The sequence below is a fragment of the Vibrio sp. 10N.261.52.C2 genome (assembly GCF_041471425.1).
GTDB classification, from domain to species: Bacteria; Pseudomonadota; Gammaproteobacteria; order Enterobacterales; family Vibrionaceae; genus Vibrio; species Vibrio crassostreae_C.
This window is the reverse complement of the sequence record NZ_JBFROH010000012.1, coordinates 1-16,451: the sequence shown is the minus strand read 5'-3', so window position 1 is coordinate 16,451 and position 16,451 is coordinate 1. Positions and strand designations below refer to the sequence as shown.

The 16,451-nt window shown below is 36.5% G+C and carries 16 protein-coding genes; 12 read left to right on the top strand and 4 right to left on the bottom strand.

The genetic code is table 11. The features are described 5' to 3' along the window. Position 1 precedes the first annotated feature (1 nt). The 9 genes from AB4307_RS04075 to AB4307_RS04035 all read left to right on the top strand — a co-directional run bounded on the left by AB4307_RS04075 (position 2) and on the right by AB4307_RS04035 (position 8,403). Positions 2-850: an NAD-dependent epimerase/dehydratase family protein gene (locus AB4307_RS04075; RefSeq protein WP_372131190.1), complete on the top strand. Its 849-nt coding sequence runs from the start codon at positions 2-4 to the stop codon at positions 848-850. Then, positions 837-1,610, top strand: coding sequence for a 3'(2'),5'-bisphosphate nucleotidase CysQ family protein (locus AB4307_RS04070; protein WP_372131188.1), 774 nt, complete (start codon positions 837-839; stop codon positions 1,608-1,610). The genes AB4307_RS04075 and AB4307_RS04070 overlap by 14 nt, the downstream gene beginning before the upstream one ends. Continuing rightward, complete coding sequence (locus tag AB4307_RS04065) at positions 1,607-2,272, top strand: PIG-L deacetylase family protein (protein ID WP_372131186.1); 666 nt, start codon at positions 1,607-1,609, stop codon at positions 2,270-2,272. The genes AB4307_RS04070 and AB4307_RS04065 overlap by 4 nt, the downstream gene beginning before the upstream one ends. 399 nt (positions 2,273-2,671) lie before the next feature. Then, positions 2,672-3,829, top strand: coding sequence for a CDP-glycerol glycerophosphotransferase family protein (locus AB4307_RS04060; protein WP_372131184.1), 1,158 nt, complete (start codon positions 2,672-2,674; stop codon positions 3,827-3,829). Between the two features lie 18 nt (positions 3,830-3,847). After that, positions 3,848-4,816 (top strand): CDP-glycerol glycerophosphotransferase family protein, encoded by a 969-nt coding sequence (locus tag AB4307_RS04055; protein WP_372131182.1) that lies wholly within the window; start codon positions 3,848-3,850, stop codon positions 4,814-4,816. 1 nt (position 4,817) lies between these two features. Then, positions 4,818-6,077: a CDP-glycerol glycerophosphotransferase family protein gene (locus AB4307_RS04050; protein ID WP_372131180.1), complete on the top strand. Its 1,260-nt coding sequence runs from the start codon at positions 4,818-4,820 to the stop codon at positions 6,075-6,077. Positions 6,078-6,226: 149 nt separating this feature from the next. After that, the gene (locus tag AB4307_RS04045) at positions 6,227-6,859 is read left to right on the top strand and encodes a hypothetical protein (protein ID WP_372131178.1); all 633 of its coding nucleotides are present in this window, start codon (positions 6,227-6,229) and stop codon (positions 6,857-6,859) included. Positions 6,860-6,869: 10 nt separating this feature from the next. Next, positions 6,870-7,574 carry a CDP-alcohol phosphatidyltransferase family protein gene (locus AB4307_RS04040; RefSeq protein WP_372131177.1) on the top strand — a complete coding sequence of 235 codons (705 nt, stop codon included), beginning with the start codon at positions 6,870-6,872 and terminating at the stop codon, positions 7,572-7,574. Then, positions 7,534-8,403, top strand: a complete 870-nt coding sequence (locus AB4307_RS04035) for a glycosyltransferase (protein ID WP_372131175.1) — start codon at positions 7,534-7,536, stop codon at positions 8,401-8,403. Before AB4307_RS04040 ends, AB4307_RS04035 begins: the two co-directional genes overlap by 41 nt. On the opposite strand, the gene AB4307_RS04030 is transcribed toward AB4307_RS04035, so the two are convergent. Beyond that, positions 8,404-9,963: a polysaccharide biosynthesis protein gene (locus AB4307_RS04030; protein WP_372131173.1), complete on the bottom strand. Its 1,560-nt coding sequence runs from the start codon at positions 9,961-9,963 to the stop codon at positions 8,404-8,406. A 474-nt stretch (positions 9,964-10,437) separates the two neighbouring features. Between AB4307_RS04030 and AB4307_RS04025 the strand changes: the two genes are divergently transcribed. The 3 genes from AB4307_RS04025 to AB4307_RS04015 all read left to right on the top strand — a co-directional run bounded on the left by AB4307_RS04025 (position 10,438) and on the right by AB4307_RS04015 (position 13,279). Then, a complete protein-coding gene (locus AB4307_RS04025; protein ID WP_372131171.1) occupies positions 10,438-11,382 on the top strand; it encodes a UDP-glucose 4-epimerase family protein in 945 nt (314 codons plus the stop codon). 113 nt (positions 11,383-11,495) lie between these two features. Then, positions 11,496-12,044, top strand: a complete 549-nt coding sequence (locus AB4307_RS04020) for a sugar transferase (protein ID WP_372118391.1) — start codon at positions 11,496-11,498, stop codon at positions 12,042-12,044. Next, the gene (locus tag AB4307_RS04015) at positions 12,044-13,279 is read left to right on the top strand and encodes an MATE family efflux transporter (protein WP_017067151.1); all 1,236 of its coding nucleotides are present in this window, start codon (positions 12,044-12,046) and stop codon (positions 13,277-13,279) included. Before AB4307_RS04020 ends, AB4307_RS04015 begins: the two co-directional genes overlap by 1 nt. Here AB4307_RS04015 and AB4307_RS04010 read toward each other — a convergent pair. Genes AB4307_RS04010 through AB4307_RS04000 form a run of 3 tightly spaced genes read right to left on the bottom strand, consistent with a single transcriptional unit; the run spans position 13,276 to position 16,211 of the window. Next, complete coding sequence (locus tag AB4307_RS04010) at positions 13,276-13,989, bottom strand: class I SAM-dependent methyltransferase (RefSeq protein WP_017067152.1); 714 nt, start codon at positions 13,987-13,989, stop codon at positions 13,276-13,278. The genes AB4307_RS04015 and AB4307_RS04010 overlap by 4 nt on opposite strands. 12 nt (positions 13,990-14,001) lie before the next feature. Next, positions 14,002-15,111: a capsular polysaccharide export protein, LipB/KpsS family gene (locus AB4307_RS04005; RefSeq protein ID WP_017067153.1), complete on the bottom strand. Its 1,110-nt coding sequence runs from the start codon at positions 15,109-15,111 to the stop codon at positions 14,002-14,004. Next, complete coding sequence (locus tag AB4307_RS04000) at positions 15,111-16,211, bottom strand: sugar transferase (protein WP_372131169.1); 1,101 nt, start codon at positions 16,209-16,211, stop codon at positions 15,111-15,113. The genes AB4307_RS04005 and AB4307_RS04000 overlap by 1 nt, the downstream gene beginning before the upstream one ends. Positions 16,212-16,451 lie beyond the last annotated feature (240 nt).

The following is a 16,451-nucleotide window of genomic DNA, read 5'->3' as shown; positions in this document are numbered from 1 at the left end:
AATGAATATTTTGCTCACTGGTGCTAGCGGATTTTTAGGGTTGGCCATATCTAAGAAAGTTGATTTAAATAGCCACACATTAATTAGAGTGTCACGTCGAAAACTTATTGGTTTTATTCAATGTGATTTAGCATCAGTGAGTGAGGTTCAACAACTATTCGATAATACAAATCCTGATTTGATTATTCATTGTGCAGCGGAAGTTCCTAAAAATATAGAGTCTTACAACGATAGGTCAATTTACCACACAAATACGAAAATGGTAGCTAATTTGTCTATAGATAGAACTATACCTTTTGTATATATATCTTCGATGACCGTATATGGGGATTGTAAAAGAATTTTATATAATGAATCTGACGAGTGCTTTCCTGATAGCGAATACGCTATTAGTAAACTCGAAGGTGAGGACTATATCAAGGAACATTGCGATACATCAATAATTTTGAGAATTCCCGGGTTATATAGTGAGCTTAAGAAATCGGGTTTAGTTCATAATATTATAATGTCTATATTGAAAGAAAAAAAAATCGAGCTGCCAAAAGATAAAATACAATGGGCAGCGATGCATGTAGATGATGCAGCTTCCAGTATAGTTGATATTATTAATAGTATGCCTAAAAATAAAACAATTAATGTCGGGTATGAAAATAAGTACTCAATTAATGATCTCATAGCTAACTGTAATAGTATATTTGAAGGGAATGTTAAATGTCATGTGGAACACCCAGAATTTCAGTTTGATTTGAATTTACTAAAAGAATTGAGTTCTATGCCCCCTCAATTAACTTTAAAAGACTCATTAGAAAACATGAAAAAATATTATATAGGTGAGAATGATGTTAAATGACTTAGAAGCGGTTATGCTGGCTTTAGGGGATAAGTTACAGCATTGGCTTACATTAAATGGTAAAGATGGACACTGGGAAGGAACTCAGTTTAAGGCGAAAGCAGATCTTATGGCTCATGATTTTTTAGTCAAAGAGTTAGCCAAAATTTCGTCATCGATCCCTGTCGTTAGTGAGGAAGATGAAAGCACCTTAGTGGGGGGAAGACCTTCAACTTATTGGTTGATAGATCCGATTGACGGAACGGCTAGTTATATTGGAGGGTTTTCTGGTTATGTAAGCCAAGTCGCTTTGATGGAACATGGCCAACCGATATTAGCGGCTATCTATGCTCCAGAGCTGGGCTTATTATATAGCGGCAAACAAGGTCAGGGAGCTAAATTGAATGGTGAACCTCTGGAGCAATTAACACATCGTTCGTCCAGAATCCTAATTGATAACTATCCTGAGCCGAGAGGTTTTTCACACAAAGCATACGAAGGATTAAACTGTGACAAATACATAGAAAGCGGTAGCTTGGGACTGAAGCTCCTTAGAGTTGCAGATGGTACTGCTGATGTGTTTGTTAAAGATGTAATTGTACGTGATTGGGATTTGGCTCCAGCTGAATTGATTTTAAGAGAAGTAGGTGGGGTTTTGACTGATATTCAAGGCGAATGGAATAAGTACGAAGGCTCTTATGAAGTTGAAGGGATTGTGTGTACAAGAAACCATGAATTACATTGTGAAGTTTTTGATTGGCTTAAGGATGATGCAAAATGAATGTTTTGGTGGTTGCTGCTCATGCCGATGATGAAACTTTGGGGTGTGGTGGTACAATTGCGAAGCACATAGATTCTGGTGACAACGTGTCTGTAGTTTTTATGACTAATGGTGTTGGCGCAAGAGTCAAAGAAACGGGCTCTGATTCATTAGAGAGAGCCCAGGGGGCTGAGGGGGCATTGGCTGTTTTAGGCATTAGTAAAATATACCAACTTGATTTTCCCGACAATCGTATGGATAGTGTTGCTCTTCTTGATGTTGTTAAAGCCCTAGAGAGTATTATTAGTGATGCGAAACCTAGCGTAATTTATACTCATTTTGCTGGAGATCTAAATGTAGATCATCAAGTGACTCATAAGGCTGTTATGACTTCTTGTAGGCCACAGTCGTCTTGTCCGGTGAAAGAGATTTACACCTTTGAAGTTCTATCATCGACAGAGTGGAATAGTTGCACGGCAGAACCATTCATTCCTCAGAAAGTGAATGACATAACACTGCAGTGGGATAGAAAACTTGAAGCTTTAAAACACTACTCCATGGAAATGAGAGATGCTCCACATAGCCGAAGTTATGAAGCGGTAGAATCGTTGGCTATACTAAGAGGCTCTCAATACTCGTTAGGTTATGCTGAGTGTTTTATGGTTGAAAGAGTAATTTCTTAGCCCACAAGGTCTAGTTGAACACCGAAGAATGTTTTTGATATTAGGGGGAGTAGGTAAAAAATATGCGTATGTAATACGTGATGTTGGTGTTTTAATTACTTCATGCACTTAGCATTTCGCTTTCTCGGGAAAGTCCCGTAGCGAAACTTTAGTCCACTCAAAGCTTCCCGTACTAACTCTAGAAACACAATGTAGATAGCACTATAATGCTATCTATAATCTTGAGGAAGCTTGCTCTAACGTCTAAGCATACTGTAAAAACCATCTGATGAGCCAGTACCTTCATAGCTTAAATGTTAGCTAAGTTTGTCATGCGTAACGCTTATGCTTCATTCGAATTGAAATATGTATAACGAAAGTAGATATTCACGAGTAAAAGTGAACTTATGATAGGTATCTATGTTAAATAAAATTATTTTTAAGATTTTAAAGTCATTAAAGAAGCTATATGTATATACACAAGCTCAACAAGCAATACATGTTCGTTTTGATGTTCAGCACTCAGAATATGACATTGTCTTCTATATGTCAGGAGGATGTGATTCAAAATACCAGTATGACATGTGGGGGCCTATTATCCAGGAAATGAAGGCTCGCGGTTTAAAGGTGGTGACGGTATTTCGAAGTGAAGCTGCCTATCGTAGCTTTGCCGGGTATGGTGAATGTCGTATTTTTGTTCGGGGTATCGCTCAGTTGATTGATATTTATAATAAATTTAAAGTTGGCGCCATACTTTACCCGAATAATCGTGTCAAAAACTTCCAGTCGCTCTCATACAATGGTGCATGCCATATCTTTATCAATCATGGTGAATCAGAGAAGTCGTCAATGTATTCAAATCAAGCGAAAGCTTACGACTTGGTTTTCGTTGCCGGTAATGTTGCACTCGAGCGTTATAGAAATAACCTGTCTAGATTTGATGAGGAGAAGTTTATCAAGGTTGGGCGTCCTCAACTTGACTTTATAAAATATAGAGATCTGTCATTGCCTAAAGATAAGAGAGTTATCTTATATGCTCCTACATGGGAAGGAACCCATAGTGAGATGAATTACTCATCTATTGGAATTGAAGCCTTGGAAATGGTCAAAAAGATATTGCGGAGTGGTAAGTATTCTTTACTGTACAAGCCTCATCCTAGCTTAGGTTCTCAATCATCAACGCACAAAAAATATCATGATGAGATCGTTAGAGCTTTGAGTTCTCATTCTGATGGATTTTATATTGAAGAGGGTGATATAAATTCTTTTTATCAAAATGTGGAGTTTTCAATTTTTGATAACTCATCTGTGATCGTAGATTATCTAGTGCATGAGAAGCCATATTGCGTTGTAGACATGTTTTCTGTAGATAGGAGTGAGGGTATCCCCGAACTAGCAAAAAATGATGGAATTTTAGTGTCGGTTACTAATATGCCTGATTTGTATCAAGATTTAGATGCTAGAATTAATAATTATAATCGTGAAATATTGAAGAGTGTCAAAGTGAACTATTTAGGTGATTTACAAAAAGGCGATTCAACAAATATTTTCATCCATAATATAAAAAATGTATTATAAGATAATATGGGGCGAGAGATGAATAAAATTAACTTTAAAAAGAATCTAAATAAATCTTATCAAAAGGTACAGAAAAGCATTAGTAACCCTATTACAATGTACTTAGATAAGAAAAAATACTTAAGTACTCATTTATACCACCCAAGATGCATAAATTTCACATATTTTATCCGTCAAGAAGCTGATGTGCTAATGTCTCATGGGGTTGCAGATAAAAACTACTTATCGATGAAAGATACTGATGGGCGAATGATAAACAAGTTTGAGCATATATTTGTTCCAGGTCCTTGGTTGAAGAGAAAGCTACTTAGTCAAGATGGAGTGACATTATCACCTGAACAAATCCACGTAGTAGGATGGCCTCGTCTAGATGTTTTACTAGCTCAAAGAAATTTATATTTAGAAGCTCCAAAGGCGAAGGAAAAAAAAATCAATGTTCTTTGGGCCCCTACGCATGATTATAGAAAGCGTGGTGAAGAAAATGAGTCAACCTCAACATATCCGAAGTTCGCAGAATATACTGATGGTATGTCTAATAAATATAACTATACGGTAGCCTTACATCCTCGTAACCGTAAGTCTAAAGAGGCGACCGAGAACCCATTAGCTGAAGCAGATTTTGTCATTTCTGATTTTGGCACTATGGTTTATGAAGCTTGGGCATTAGGTATTCCTGTTATATTTCCACGTTGGATACTTAAAGATCGAGTCATAAAGTATGTAAAAGGCTCAGCAGAGGCATATATTTTTGAGAATAATATAGGGCTACATGCGGATAGCATTGATGAGGTTCATAGATTTATCTCCGAAGGAAAACCAGTCGGCAGCGATGTCAAAGAATTCATGCAAGATTACTTACCCTCAGAAAACCTTGGTCAATCAGGTAAGTTAATTTCAGAAAAATTAGCTAGTATTAAAGTTAAACACTCAAAAATTAAAGTTGTTAATTTTTATCTTAAGCTAATTAAATCAAAATTAGGTATGTAATGTGGAGGGAATTAAGTCTAGTCTATGCGGGTGGTTAGAGGGTAAGTTTAAATCTCTAGATATTATTTGGCATTTTCTTACATTAAAACTGTTGAAATTGATTTTTGTTACAAAGTATTTAGGTGTAAATGTCAAGCCTAGAACTGTTATTTTCGAGAGTTTTAATGGTCGTTCTGTTTCTGACTCGCCACTAGCAATTTATAACACTCTGTGTGATAAATTTGATTGTTTAAACTTGTCATATGTTTGGGTGGTAGACTCCAATAATTATGGTAAATACGAACATCTAATAGCAAGAAAACGAACTAAAGTTGTTAAATTTAATACTAATGAATATTATAAAGCTTATCGAGAGAGTCTAATATGGGTTAGTAATTGCCGATTACCTAAGTCGATACATAAATCTAAAAACCAAACTTTCGTTCAGTGTTGGCATGGAACACCGATTAAAAAGCTTGGCTGCGATATAAGTATAACCGAGGATACATCAATAACTCCACTTGCTAGAAGTTATATTTATCAACAGCAATCTAAAAGTATTAATTTGTTCTTATCTCCCTCCCATTATGCAACTGATAAATTTAAAAGTGCTTTCTTTTTAGAACAAAATCAGGTGTTGGAATACGGTTATCCGAGAAGCGATCGACTGATTAATGGTTTTGATTCGATGAGAATTAAGCGTCTAAAGGAACGACTAGGGATTCCAGAAGGAAAAAAGGTAGTTCTATATGCTCCAACATATCGAGATTCGATTTTTTCTGATAAGTACAGTGAGACGAATAACGCATGTCATTTGAATCAAAAATTAGATGAGATCAGTCGCTCTTCAGGTAATGCTGTTGTACTTTACCGAGGGCATTACTTTACCAATACCTCTGTTTTTAACGAAAATGTTATAGATGTATCCAACCATAATGATGTTAATGAAATACTAGGTATCTCGGATATACTAATCACTGACTACTCAAGCTTGATATTTGACTTCGCACTATTAAAACGACCTATAATTTGCTACCTTTATGACTTTGAACGCTACATGAATAAGTCAAGAGGGGCTTACCTAGAAATTGATGAGACATTTCCTTGTTTTCGGACATACTCATATATTGAGCTTTATGGCATACTTCAAGCTGTATTATCTGGCTTTTCTATTGAAGCTGATGTTTATTTAGAGTTTAATCGAAAATATAATCCTTATGAAGATGGGAGATCATCTGAGCGAGTGGTGTCTGAAATAATTAGATTGGTAAATTTATCATGATAAAAAAAGTGACTTACTTACTAGGGCGTTTGCATTCAAAGTTTAAATCCTTTACGTACTTTTACCTTGAGTATACGAAAATTTTTTCGACGAAGATTATGACATTGTCGATACTACAATTTTCAAGTAAGTACTTGAAGTTGGCTATAATGTTCATTCCTATAAAGATATTTTTATTACTGGCGAGTGACTTTAATGTTCCTGAGTTGCTTGGTGAAAGTGTAACGAAAAATCAATATATTACATTATTAATAACAGCAACAGCTGTGTTGTATATTTTTAACACCTCTATTCAAGTATACTTTTCAAGACTTCAAAATGAGCAGATTAAAAAGCTTGAATCAGAAGATTTAGAGATAAATAATACGGATAGAAGAATAATTAAAAAAAACTTGAAGCCAACGTATAGATACTTAGCTGATATCATGACTATATTGGTATCTCTATTAGTATTTACTCTCATTTCACCTTATTACGCTATAGTTTTCGTTTCAACAGTTTTACTATATGCGGTTTTTATTGAATATGTTGCTTTTACCGATAATAAATTTGATTTTTTGGAGTCAATAAGAATTGATTCAACTCAAGTTATTGATGTTTCATCTTCGTTGCTTTATTTGTTTTTATTAGTATCTCTTTTCTTAGTGTATTCTATTAACCCTATACCTACGCACAGCGCTATTTTGCTTCTGTTTGGTTCTCGATTGGTAAATGCCTCTATTAGGAGTTGGTTGTTAGACAATCAAAAGTTATCTGAAAGTTATAAAAAATATAAAATTTAGGAATCGCAAAGTGAATATTAGTTTCTCTGATTTTGAGAAGTTTAAAGCTCCAGTGTCTATGTGGTGCGTTAAACATATTTATCAAAATATGTCATACCCTTTTTTTCTTCTAGCCTATAAATGTAGGTTATCACCTAATACTGTAACTGTATTGTCCTTACTGTTTTTTATTTTTGGAGGTTTCTTTTTTGTAGCAGGTTGGTATCTCTATACTTTGGTTTTCTGGGTTATTAGTTACGTTCTTGATTGCACGGACGGTTCTCTGGCTAGGGCTACAAAGAAAACTAGCGTGTTTGGAGCTTTTTTAGATGTTTCAATAGATAGGTTCTGTTCGACCGTGTATCTATTGCTCATATACAGTAAGCTTAGCCTAGGGTATAGTTTTAGTGACATTCAGCATTGGATTGTAATGTGCGGCGCCGTTGGTATTGTCTACAACTCATTTATCTCAATGTTAAGGGTTCACTATTTTCCTTGGCTTAAAGGATATGCGAAAAGGGCTGGGGCTGGAGTAAAATTTAAAATACTAAAAATAACCTATGAAGCCCTGGATACTGGAAACGTTTATGTTCTAACATGTTTAGCTTTTTACTTTGAAGCTTGGTTCGAGGTGTTTTTGTTCTATTTTATTTTGACAGGCTTGATTATCGCATATAATTTTTGGATCTTGTTTCATGAAAAGCAAACAACACTTAGAGAGCGCGAATATGAATGATAATCGAGGACAGTTCAGTGTGCTACTTTCTTTATACGATGGTGAAGATCCTCATTATTTAGATTTATGTCTTCGCAGTATATTCGAACAGACGTTAGCCCCAGAAGAAGTCATTATTGTTATTGATGGTCCTATACGTCAAGAGTTGAAATCCATTTTATCCTATTGGATCGATTTTATTCCAATATTTGAAGTTGCTATCGATAAGAATGTGGGCTTAGCGAAAGCGTTGAACATCGGGTTACGCGAATGTAAGTATGAGCTTGTCGTTAGAATGGATACTGATGATATTTGTAAGACAAATAGATTTGAAAAGCAAGTTCATTTCTTACAAAATAATACTGATATAGATATTTGTGGATCAGATTGTGATGTTATTTCACAGGCTGGCGATGTTTATGATGAACTGATAGTCCCCAAAGAGCATTCAAGTATTAAACGTCTTATTTGGTGTTGCCCAATAGTCCACCCTACAGTGATATTTCGAAAGAGTTCTATTATACGAGTTGGTGGTTATTCTGAAAGTATCCCAAGAAGACAAGACGACTACGAACTTTGGATTAGGGCTGCTTCAAGAGGCCTTACTTTCGCTAATTTGCCTGAAAAGTTAATTTATTATCGTCTTGATAAAAATTTAAAGACAAAAAATACGTTTAGCGTAGCATGGAATCGAGCAAAGATAGGTTTTGCTGCCGTCAGACAAAATGATCCTAGATTATTTTCTTATATTGCCCTATGTTTCCCTATGTTGCGAGCAATTATCCCCAATAGCCTGTTTTCTGCTTTGCTGCCTTGGATACACAAAGTCGATCCAAGGCGCAGGTCTTAATCAATTGGTCAGGTTGCAATACCGTGCTAGAACGATACGAATAGAGTCTGTATCAAAGTCGTGGCAATAGTTGTCAATTTCACTTAGTAAGGCTGTCATATCAGCCCAGTTAAGTTTGTCTTCTATTGCTGTCATTATTTTGGGGTGGCTTGTTCCTTCAACATTGTCACCAATTAATAACTCCTCGTACAGTTTTTCTCCCGGCCGTAGACCGGTGAATTCAATATTGATGTCTCCCTCTTCAGTTCTACCTTCTGTAGTTTCTTTCATACCCATTAAATGTATCATACGTTTTGCTAGGTCAAGAATTTTAATGGGCTCTCCCATGTCTAGAACAAAAACTTGCCCATTATGTCCCATCGTCCCTGCTTGGATGACGAGTTGAGCTGCTTCGGGTATAAGCATAAAATAACGGATAATGTCGGGGTGTGTCACAGTTACCGGCCCCCCGGCCTTGATTTGTTTTTTGAATAAGGGGACGACGGACCCTGAAGACCCGAGCACGTTCCCGAAGCGGACCATCGTGAAGTTTATACCGACTTGTTTTTCAGCTAGAGCTTGTAGAACTAATTCAGCCATTCTCTTTGTTGCACCCATTATATTCGTTGGTCGAACGGCTTTGTCGGTAGATATTAAAGTAAAGTTCTGGACTCCTGTTTCTATAGCAGCTTGTGCACAGGCTAGCGTACCAAAAACGTTGTTTCTTACTCCTTCAACGATGTTGTCTTCTACCAAGGGAACATGTTTGTATGCTGCCGCATGATATAAAGTCTCTATATCGTATGTGTTCATTAGTTTTTCAAGACGGTTTTGCCTTTGAACTGATCCTAATGCAGCAATAATTTCAGTATCACTTTTTAAACTAACTTTAATCGCATTTAGTTCTTGCTCTATTTTGTATAGGTTATATTCATTTAACTCAAATAGGATGAGTTTTTTCGGTTGCTGTATTAAGATTTGGCGGCACAATTCTGAGCCTATTGACCCCCCTGCACCAGTAACCATTACATTTTTGTTGAAAATGTTTTTGGTTAAAAGTTCATTATTAGGGCTAATTGGTTCTCTTCCCAGTAAGTCAGCTACATCTAGATCTTTTATTTCGGTTGCGGATGCTTTTCCTGCAGCTATATCCTCAACTGATGGAACCGATTGTACTGCTATAGGCCAGTGTGACAGCTTCTCTACTAGTCTCAGCCTTTTTCCTTTATTTATATTATTCATTGCCAATAGTAATTTTACCGGCTGGTATAAAGACTGAAGGTGTTCAAACTCATCGGGGTGATGAACTTTTATACCAAAAAGTATATGCCCTATCTTATTTGGATCATCATCTAATAACACTACGGGGTTGTACTCATCACCATGTATTAAAGCGTATGCCAACTCTCTTCCTGTTGACCCCGCACCGTAGATGAATACGTTTGGTTTCTTACGCTTGTAAATTTGATGATAAATAGATCTAATTACGATCCTTGGTCCTCCTAATGTTAATATTGCCAGCCCAGCATAAATAAATGGAACACTTCTTGGTATAAATGTGTGGAAAAAGAATCCACTCATGACTAGTGTTAACGATGAAATCAATACTGCAAGGAAGATGTTCCCGACGGCCGGAAACATCATATATCGTAGTACGGCACGATACATTCCGAGTTTGGCGAAACTGAAGACAGTGATAGATATTGTGAGGATGAGGGTTGTAATCTCATTTATCCCAATGTCGAATGTAGGCTTTCCAAGGCGTAGTGCTATCGCTAGATAAATGGATATCGTTATTGCAAATACATCGTATCCAATACTGATAATGCGCTTATTTTTGCGTTTAGCGTTTAGCGTTTAGGAGAAGTCGTATTGGATTTATCATTATGTTCCTTGATGTATTTTAGAGCTTACTAGCGAAATGTTACGATTCTAAGTGTGGGTATTTTAATGTTCTTAAGTGCGCTAAGCTAGTTGTAATTGGTGGTTATGGGCGTCCAGTACTTTTGCTGTTGATTTTGTTTATTAAATGTTCGACTTTTAGGCGTTCTTATCATGAAAGTTTTGGTGACTGGTAGTACGGGGTTTGTTGGTGCTCGAGTGGTTCAGCTAGCAGAAGAGCGTGGTTGGGCTGTTGTGCCTGTTGTGCGCAGGACTTCCAGAACACAACATAATTGTTTTTTTGTTTCATCTATTGGGCCTAAAACTGACTGGTCTGATGCATTCAAAGGTGTAGATTGTATTGTTCATTGTGCTGCCCGAGTGCATCAAATGAACGAAGGTGAGCAAGATGCTTTGGCTGCCTATCGAGATATCAACACCCTTGGCACTTTGAACTTAGCGAAGCAAGCCGCTGAAGCCGGTGTTAAACGGTTTGTATTCGTCAGCTCTATTAAAGTTAACGGTGAGCTTACCGAACCTGGTTCACCTTTTTTACCTAATCTAGATAACATCCCGAAAGATCCTTACGGTTTGAGTAAGTATGAAGCGGAAGTTGCGCTAACGAAGCTCTCAAAAGAAACGGGCTTAGAAGTGGTGATTGTTAGGCCCCCACTGGTTTATGGGCCAGGTGTGAAAGCAAATTTCTTATCAATTATGCGTATGGTTGAAAAGGGCATGCCACTTCCATTTGGCGCGATTCATAACAAAAGAAGCTTGGTGTATATAGATAACTTATCAAGTTTAATATTAACTTGTTGTGAGCACCCCTCTGCACCAGGGCATACCTTCTTGGCTTCTGATAGCCAGGATGTCTCGACGAGTCAATTAATAAGAGCTATTGCGCTTTCAATGGACAAATCATCGAGGCTTTTACCGATCCCAATGTCTTGGATAAGGGTAGGCGCGTCTGTATTGCGAAAGCAGCATTTAGCCCAAAGAGTATGTGCTAACCTTCAAGTAGAAACTTGTCACACCAAAGAGATCTTGGGTTGGACCCCTCCGGTTACTTTCGAAGAGGGGATCAATAAAACCGTAGAAGTATACTTGAAGTCGCATTGATGCGTTTTAGGTAGCTTATGGCTTTCATATCCATAAATTCTTCAGGTATCCTTTTGTTGATTAGTGGTGCTTATAGCGCCCCATGTTTTCAATCCGAATTTGATAGGACACATATTTTGATTCGTTTGTTAGATTTTGTTTTTGCTTTCTTTGGCCTGCTGTTCCTATGGCCAGTATTTCTCATTATTTGTATCCTTGGTTACTTTGATACGGGGTCGCCTGTCTTTTTTCAGACCCGTGTAGGTCGTAACAAAAAACCTTTCACCTTGGTCAAATTCCGCACCATGCCAGTCGAAACCAAGTCTGTAGCGACTCATTTAGTTGGAGCGAGTTCAGTGACTAAGCTTGGTGGATTCCTGCGTAAAACCAAACTTGATGAGCTGCCTCAGCTGTACAACGTGCTTAAAGGTGAAATGAGCTTAGTCGGTCCAAGGCCATGTTTGTTTAACCAACAAAAACTGATTGACGAGAGAGAATCAAGAGGGGTTCTCTCTGTTAGGCCTGGTGTAACGGGTTTAGCTCAAATTAATGATATCGATATGTCGACACCTAAGTTGCTGGCGGAGTGGGATAAAAAGATGATTCAAAAGTTATCAGTAAAACTCTATTTTCTTTATATTATACAGACAGTTTCAGGCAAGGGTTCTGGAGATAGGGTGTAGTGAGGAATAGCCTAGGTAAGTCGAGCGGATTAATTAAGCAGGGGGTTCAACTTGGTTCTCTTAAGGTTACAGGGGCAATCGGGGCTTTACTAGTTAACTTATTACTGGTTCGCTTATATCAACCAGAGATTATTGGGCAATATTTTATTTCTCTCGGTATTCTTGTTTTTGTATCACAATTGGCTACATTGGGAGGGGGGCGATTACTCGTAAAGAATATTGCCGCCAGTTATGACTTAAAAGAAAAATACTGCGCTATTTCTGCTGCTTTTTTGCTTTCCTTATTGGGTGCATTGATCTGTTTTGGATTGTATTTTGGGGTGTTAGTTAGGTTGCTTGACTTAACTGTTGAACTAGGTTTATTTGAAATATACGCAATGTCATTGTTTTTTTTAACGATGACTATATTTCAAGGTCATAATAAAGCTCCTTTGGGGGCGTTTTTTCAATTTGTTTTACAACCTTTTATATTTGTTGTTTTAGTTCTGAGTGTACCTAAATATTCTCTTATTAAATTGTATTCTTTTAGTGTCTTTTTGACGCTAGTTATTGCGCTAGGTTATTTGATTAAAATGGGTGATATAGGGTTTAGTCGAATATCAGTTGCTGAGTTAAATAAGACATTCAAAAGCACATTGCCATACCTGTCGATTATGGTTCTTGGTCTTGCGGTTACACATCTGGTGCTGCCTTTATCTTCATTTTGGTTAGATGATAAGAGTATTGCAGTGATGGGAGTTACTGCTCGTTTAATGAATGTTTTGTTCTTTGTAGTTGTTGGAGCAAGAATATTACTCTTACCTCGTTTTACTAAAGCGGTGAGTCTTAAAGATTCAAAAGCAGTATTGAAGTTGGGTTATGTGGGGGCATTCTTTCCTGTCGTTACCATGCTGTTTGGTGTAATGATTATATTTGTTTCCAGTGAAGATATTATGAGGATGTTTGGGGAGGAGTATGTATCTTTTCATGAATTATTGATTTATAGCTCACTATTGCTGATTCCTGCAGCTTTTTTGGGGTGGACTGAAAGCTTTTTAATAGCCCAAAATAAATTAGGCTATATTACTATTTCAACAATTATGTCAGCACTAGTCGTTTTTGTTTTACTCGCTGTGTTAACTATTAACTATGGAGTATGGGGGGCTGTGTTAACCTCGATTGGAGGAAAAACGATTTATACTTTATTCACGGCTTACTTTTCATGTAATTTTCAAAGGAGCGTACAGAAAAGTTAATTCTTATATTGAGCAATTAAAACAATATCACCGCTGTGTGTGAATAGTTTTGACTTTACTATTGACCATAAGGTTCCCAATACTCGGTGTTTTTTACCTGATTTTATTCTTCTATCTTGATCAAAATATAGTGCTTTTACTTCAAAGTTCAATCCTTTGATAAGCTTTACAAAGGTGATTGGTGTAAAAGTGTAATAGTGGTCATTACTGACTTTTTCTCTTTGTAGTAATAGAGCGGGGAGCGCATGTTTTATATTGTATGCATTTGGTACCGCAAAAATAACTTGTTTGGTTTTTACAGTGTTCATTACTTTGTTTATGAAGCCCGTTAAATCAATCATATGCTCTAAAACATGAGACAAAACGACATAATCATACTCTTCCTCTAGATACTTACTTTGACCGTTGAATATGTCGCAATGATCAACATGGTATCCTTTTTCTTGCAGTAATTTAACGCCCTTTTCATTGATATCAAGTCCTGCCGTATAGCTGGCTTTCTGGGAAATATTGTGGAATTGATGTTCTCCTTGTTCTATGTACTTTTGCATAGAGAGCATATCAATCATATCTACACAGCCAACCACTAAAACTCGCTTATCTTCACATAGTTCCGGGATTGATTTGCGTCGGATATCTAGTACCCCTACTTTCTTAAATGAGAGTTGAGCATTATCCCCAACTTTGGTGGATGTAGTAATTATGTTCACTATTGTTTCCTTTTATGGGGTAGGAGAGTACAGCTCTTGAAGTAAATATTGGTGGTAAAGGACAACATCGCTGGCTTTCCAATCTTGATAAAAACTGTTGCCATAAAGGGTTACTGGTTTTTCAAGGAGTAAAGAATGTAACCCTCCAGTGGAGTTTATTGTATATATATGCTCACTTTGAAGAACGCTTTCAAGTAAAGCTCCTTGGTTGCAAATGAGGATGCCTTCTTGTTTACAAAAATGGATTTGTTCCTGTATTACGCAAAGTTGTTTTTCTCCAGGGTGAAGCCGAACGATAAGGGGGAGTCCTTTTGATTCTGAGTCTTGGTGTGCTTTTTTAATTGAATCAATGGCATTTGTATTAGATTGAAATAGGGTTTGTGAATCTTGTGCTACTTGACCTATGAATAAATTGAAATTACTTGGGTGTTGTAAGCTCTTATGGCTATGAATTACCTTTCTAACTCGATAGATCTCTATTGCTGTTTTTAATTGCTGCAAGGGTGATGAATGAGGTGCTGTTGTTTTTAGGCAATAAAAACCTATCAGGTTCACAAACTGTTCTAGAGCTTTGCTTAATATTGATGAGTCAACGTGTGGTGGACGAAAAGTTAGTAATCGTTTTTTTAGCAGTTCTATTTCTCTAGGCGTCACAGTACGAGTTCTTCGCAATTCTTCTATTTTATGATGATGATCTGCATCCGCATTTACCCCTGTATAACTTGACTGGTATTTATTCGGGAAATTAGCTATTTCAAAGTAACGAATATTATGATGTGTAGTCTTTATTTCTAAAGCGACGTATTGAAATCCTGAGAATACCCATAGTTCATCATTTGGTTCTACTAATTTTTTAAAGTTACTTCGGTTAATACCATAGTGATATTCTCTTTGTCCCTTAATCTCTTCAATGCTTGACTGTACTGTGTTTTTCTTAACTTTACTTTGTCTAAGTAAAATATGGCTGCCAGGATACTTTTTTGTTTTTGCTAGCACATAGGTATAGATGTTCGAATGAAGTACATAAGAGGGTGTAGTATTTTCATTCTTAAGGACTCGTTGGAAAAATTCAAGTCGAGTGGCATTGTCAATGAGTATATGTACTACTTTTTTTTGCTTCATTACGCAGATCCATCAGTTGTTAGTAAGGTCCTAACCGTTTTTATTGCGATAGTTAAATCTAACTCGAAGCTGTAGTGCTTAATATAATAGATATCATAGCCTAGCTTTGTCTGCGTTGATTCTGAATTGTCGGTATATCCTTGATTTATCTGTGCCCAGCCGGTGATTCCTGGCTTTACCGTATGGCGATAGTTGTAAAATGGGATTTGCTGTTTGTAGGACTTAACAAATTCAGGTTGCTCAGGTCGAGGGCCAATTAGGGACATATCTCCCTTTAATACATTATAAAACTGCGGTATTTCATCCAATCTAAATTTTCTTAACCAAGCACCAATAATATGAATTCGATGTTTTTCTTGAGTAGCAAATTGTGTACTTTTGATTGATGCTGAATTGTACATGGTTCTGAATTTATACAGAGTAAATGTTGTACCATTTTTTCCAACTCGAGTTTGGGTGTATATTACTTTTCCTGGATCTTGTATATAAAGTAGAGCTGAAATAATAGAGCATAAAATAAGAGTTATAGGCAAAAATAGTAAGATAAGAGTTGCTTCTAGTACGGGCTTTATTTTTAAGTATATAGAGTTTGGGATGAGAGATTGTAAGGTGGTTTCGGATAAATGAGTAGTTGATACTTGTTTATTTAATCGCTCAGTAATCACTTCCGAATGATAAACGGGTATTTGAGCAAGAGCACAATCTGCAAGGAATTGAGCTGTATCTCTTGAGTGTATTTCATGGAGATTAGTAACCAGTCCATCGGAGTTTTTTTTGATTTGATGTAGTGATATGTCTTTTTGATACTGATATATGGTAATGTTTTTATAACGTGAGTCAACACTATCTACTGATCCAGTAAGAGAATATAGTGTAATTTTTTGTTTTTTATGTAAACGATAATAGATGAGAATCCAAATAAAGGTTAAGGCAGCCCCTATAAGCAAAGCAGGACGAGAGTAATCTATTCGGATGAGTGTAATAAATAGAGCTGAAACGCCATAACTACTTATAAGTGTAATAATGAACTCATGCTGTTTATTTGAAAATAGTCTATTTTTTGACGGAAGAGTATAAGTAGTTAATAAAAATACAAACATAACCAAAATCATAGAATTAAGAACAGTGTTTGGTAAATGAGAGTATGTGAATAGACACCAACTTGTTATGATTAATTGAATGCTAAGAAGTGCCAATGAATGTTGGATCGTATAAAGCTTCATAGTAATTCGTATATTGTATTTCCTGTGGTGGAGTGTATCAAAATTTTAGGTTAGCAGCGAGGTTATAAGGTGCAGTTTTTTCTTAAATTTAGGGAGCTTCATAGACAGAACCTTAAG

What these genes read in the sequence shown, in the direction of transcription:
- AB4307_RS04065 (WP_372131186.1), top strand. Translation starts at nt 1,607, where the DNA reads ATGAATGTTTTGGTGGTTGCTGCTCATGCCGATGATGAAACTTTGGGG.
- AB4307_RS04035 (WP_372131175.1), top strand. Translation starts at nt 7,534, where the DNA reads ATGAAAAGCAAACAACACTTAGAGAGCGCGAATATGAATGATAATCGA.
- AB4307_RS04055 (WP_372131182.1), top strand. Translation starts at nt 3,848, where the DNA reads ATGAATAAAATTAACTTTAAAAAGAATCTAAATAAATCTTATCAAAAG.
- AB4307_RS04045 (WP_372131178.1), top strand. Translation starts at nt 6,227, where the DNA reads ATGTTCATTCCTATAAAGATATTTTTATTACTGGCGAGTGACTTTAAT.
- AB4307_RS04070 (WP_372131188.1), top strand. Translation starts at nt 837, where the DNA reads ATGATGTTAAATGACTTAGAAGCGGTTATGCTGGCTTTAGGGGATAAG.
- AB4307_RS04025 (WP_372131171.1), top strand. Translation starts at nt 10,438, where the DNA reads ATGAAAGTTTTGGTGACTGGTAGTACGGGGTTTGTTGGTGCTCGAGTG.
- AB4307_RS04075 (WP_372131190.1), top strand. Translation starts at nt 2, where the DNA reads ATGAATATTTTGCTCACTGGTGCTAGCGGATTTTTAGGGTTGGCCATA.
- AB4307_RS04000 (WP_372131169.1), bottom strand. Translation starts at nt 16,211, where the DNA reads ATGTTTGTATTTTTATTAACTACTTATACTCTTCCGTCAAAAAATAGA.
- AB4307_RS04030 (WP_372131173.1), bottom strand. Translation starts at nt 9,963, where the DNA reads ATGAGTGGATTCTTTTTCCACACATTTATACCAAGAAGTGTTCCATTT.
- AB4307_RS04005 (WP_017067153.1), bottom strand. Translation starts at nt 15,111, where the DNA reads ATGAAGCAAAAAAAAGTAGTACATATACTCATTGACAATGCCACTCGA.
- AB4307_RS04060 (WP_372131184.1), top strand. Translation starts at nt 2,672, where the DNA reads ATGTTAAATAAAATTATTTTTAAGATTTTAAAGTCATTAAAGAAGCTA.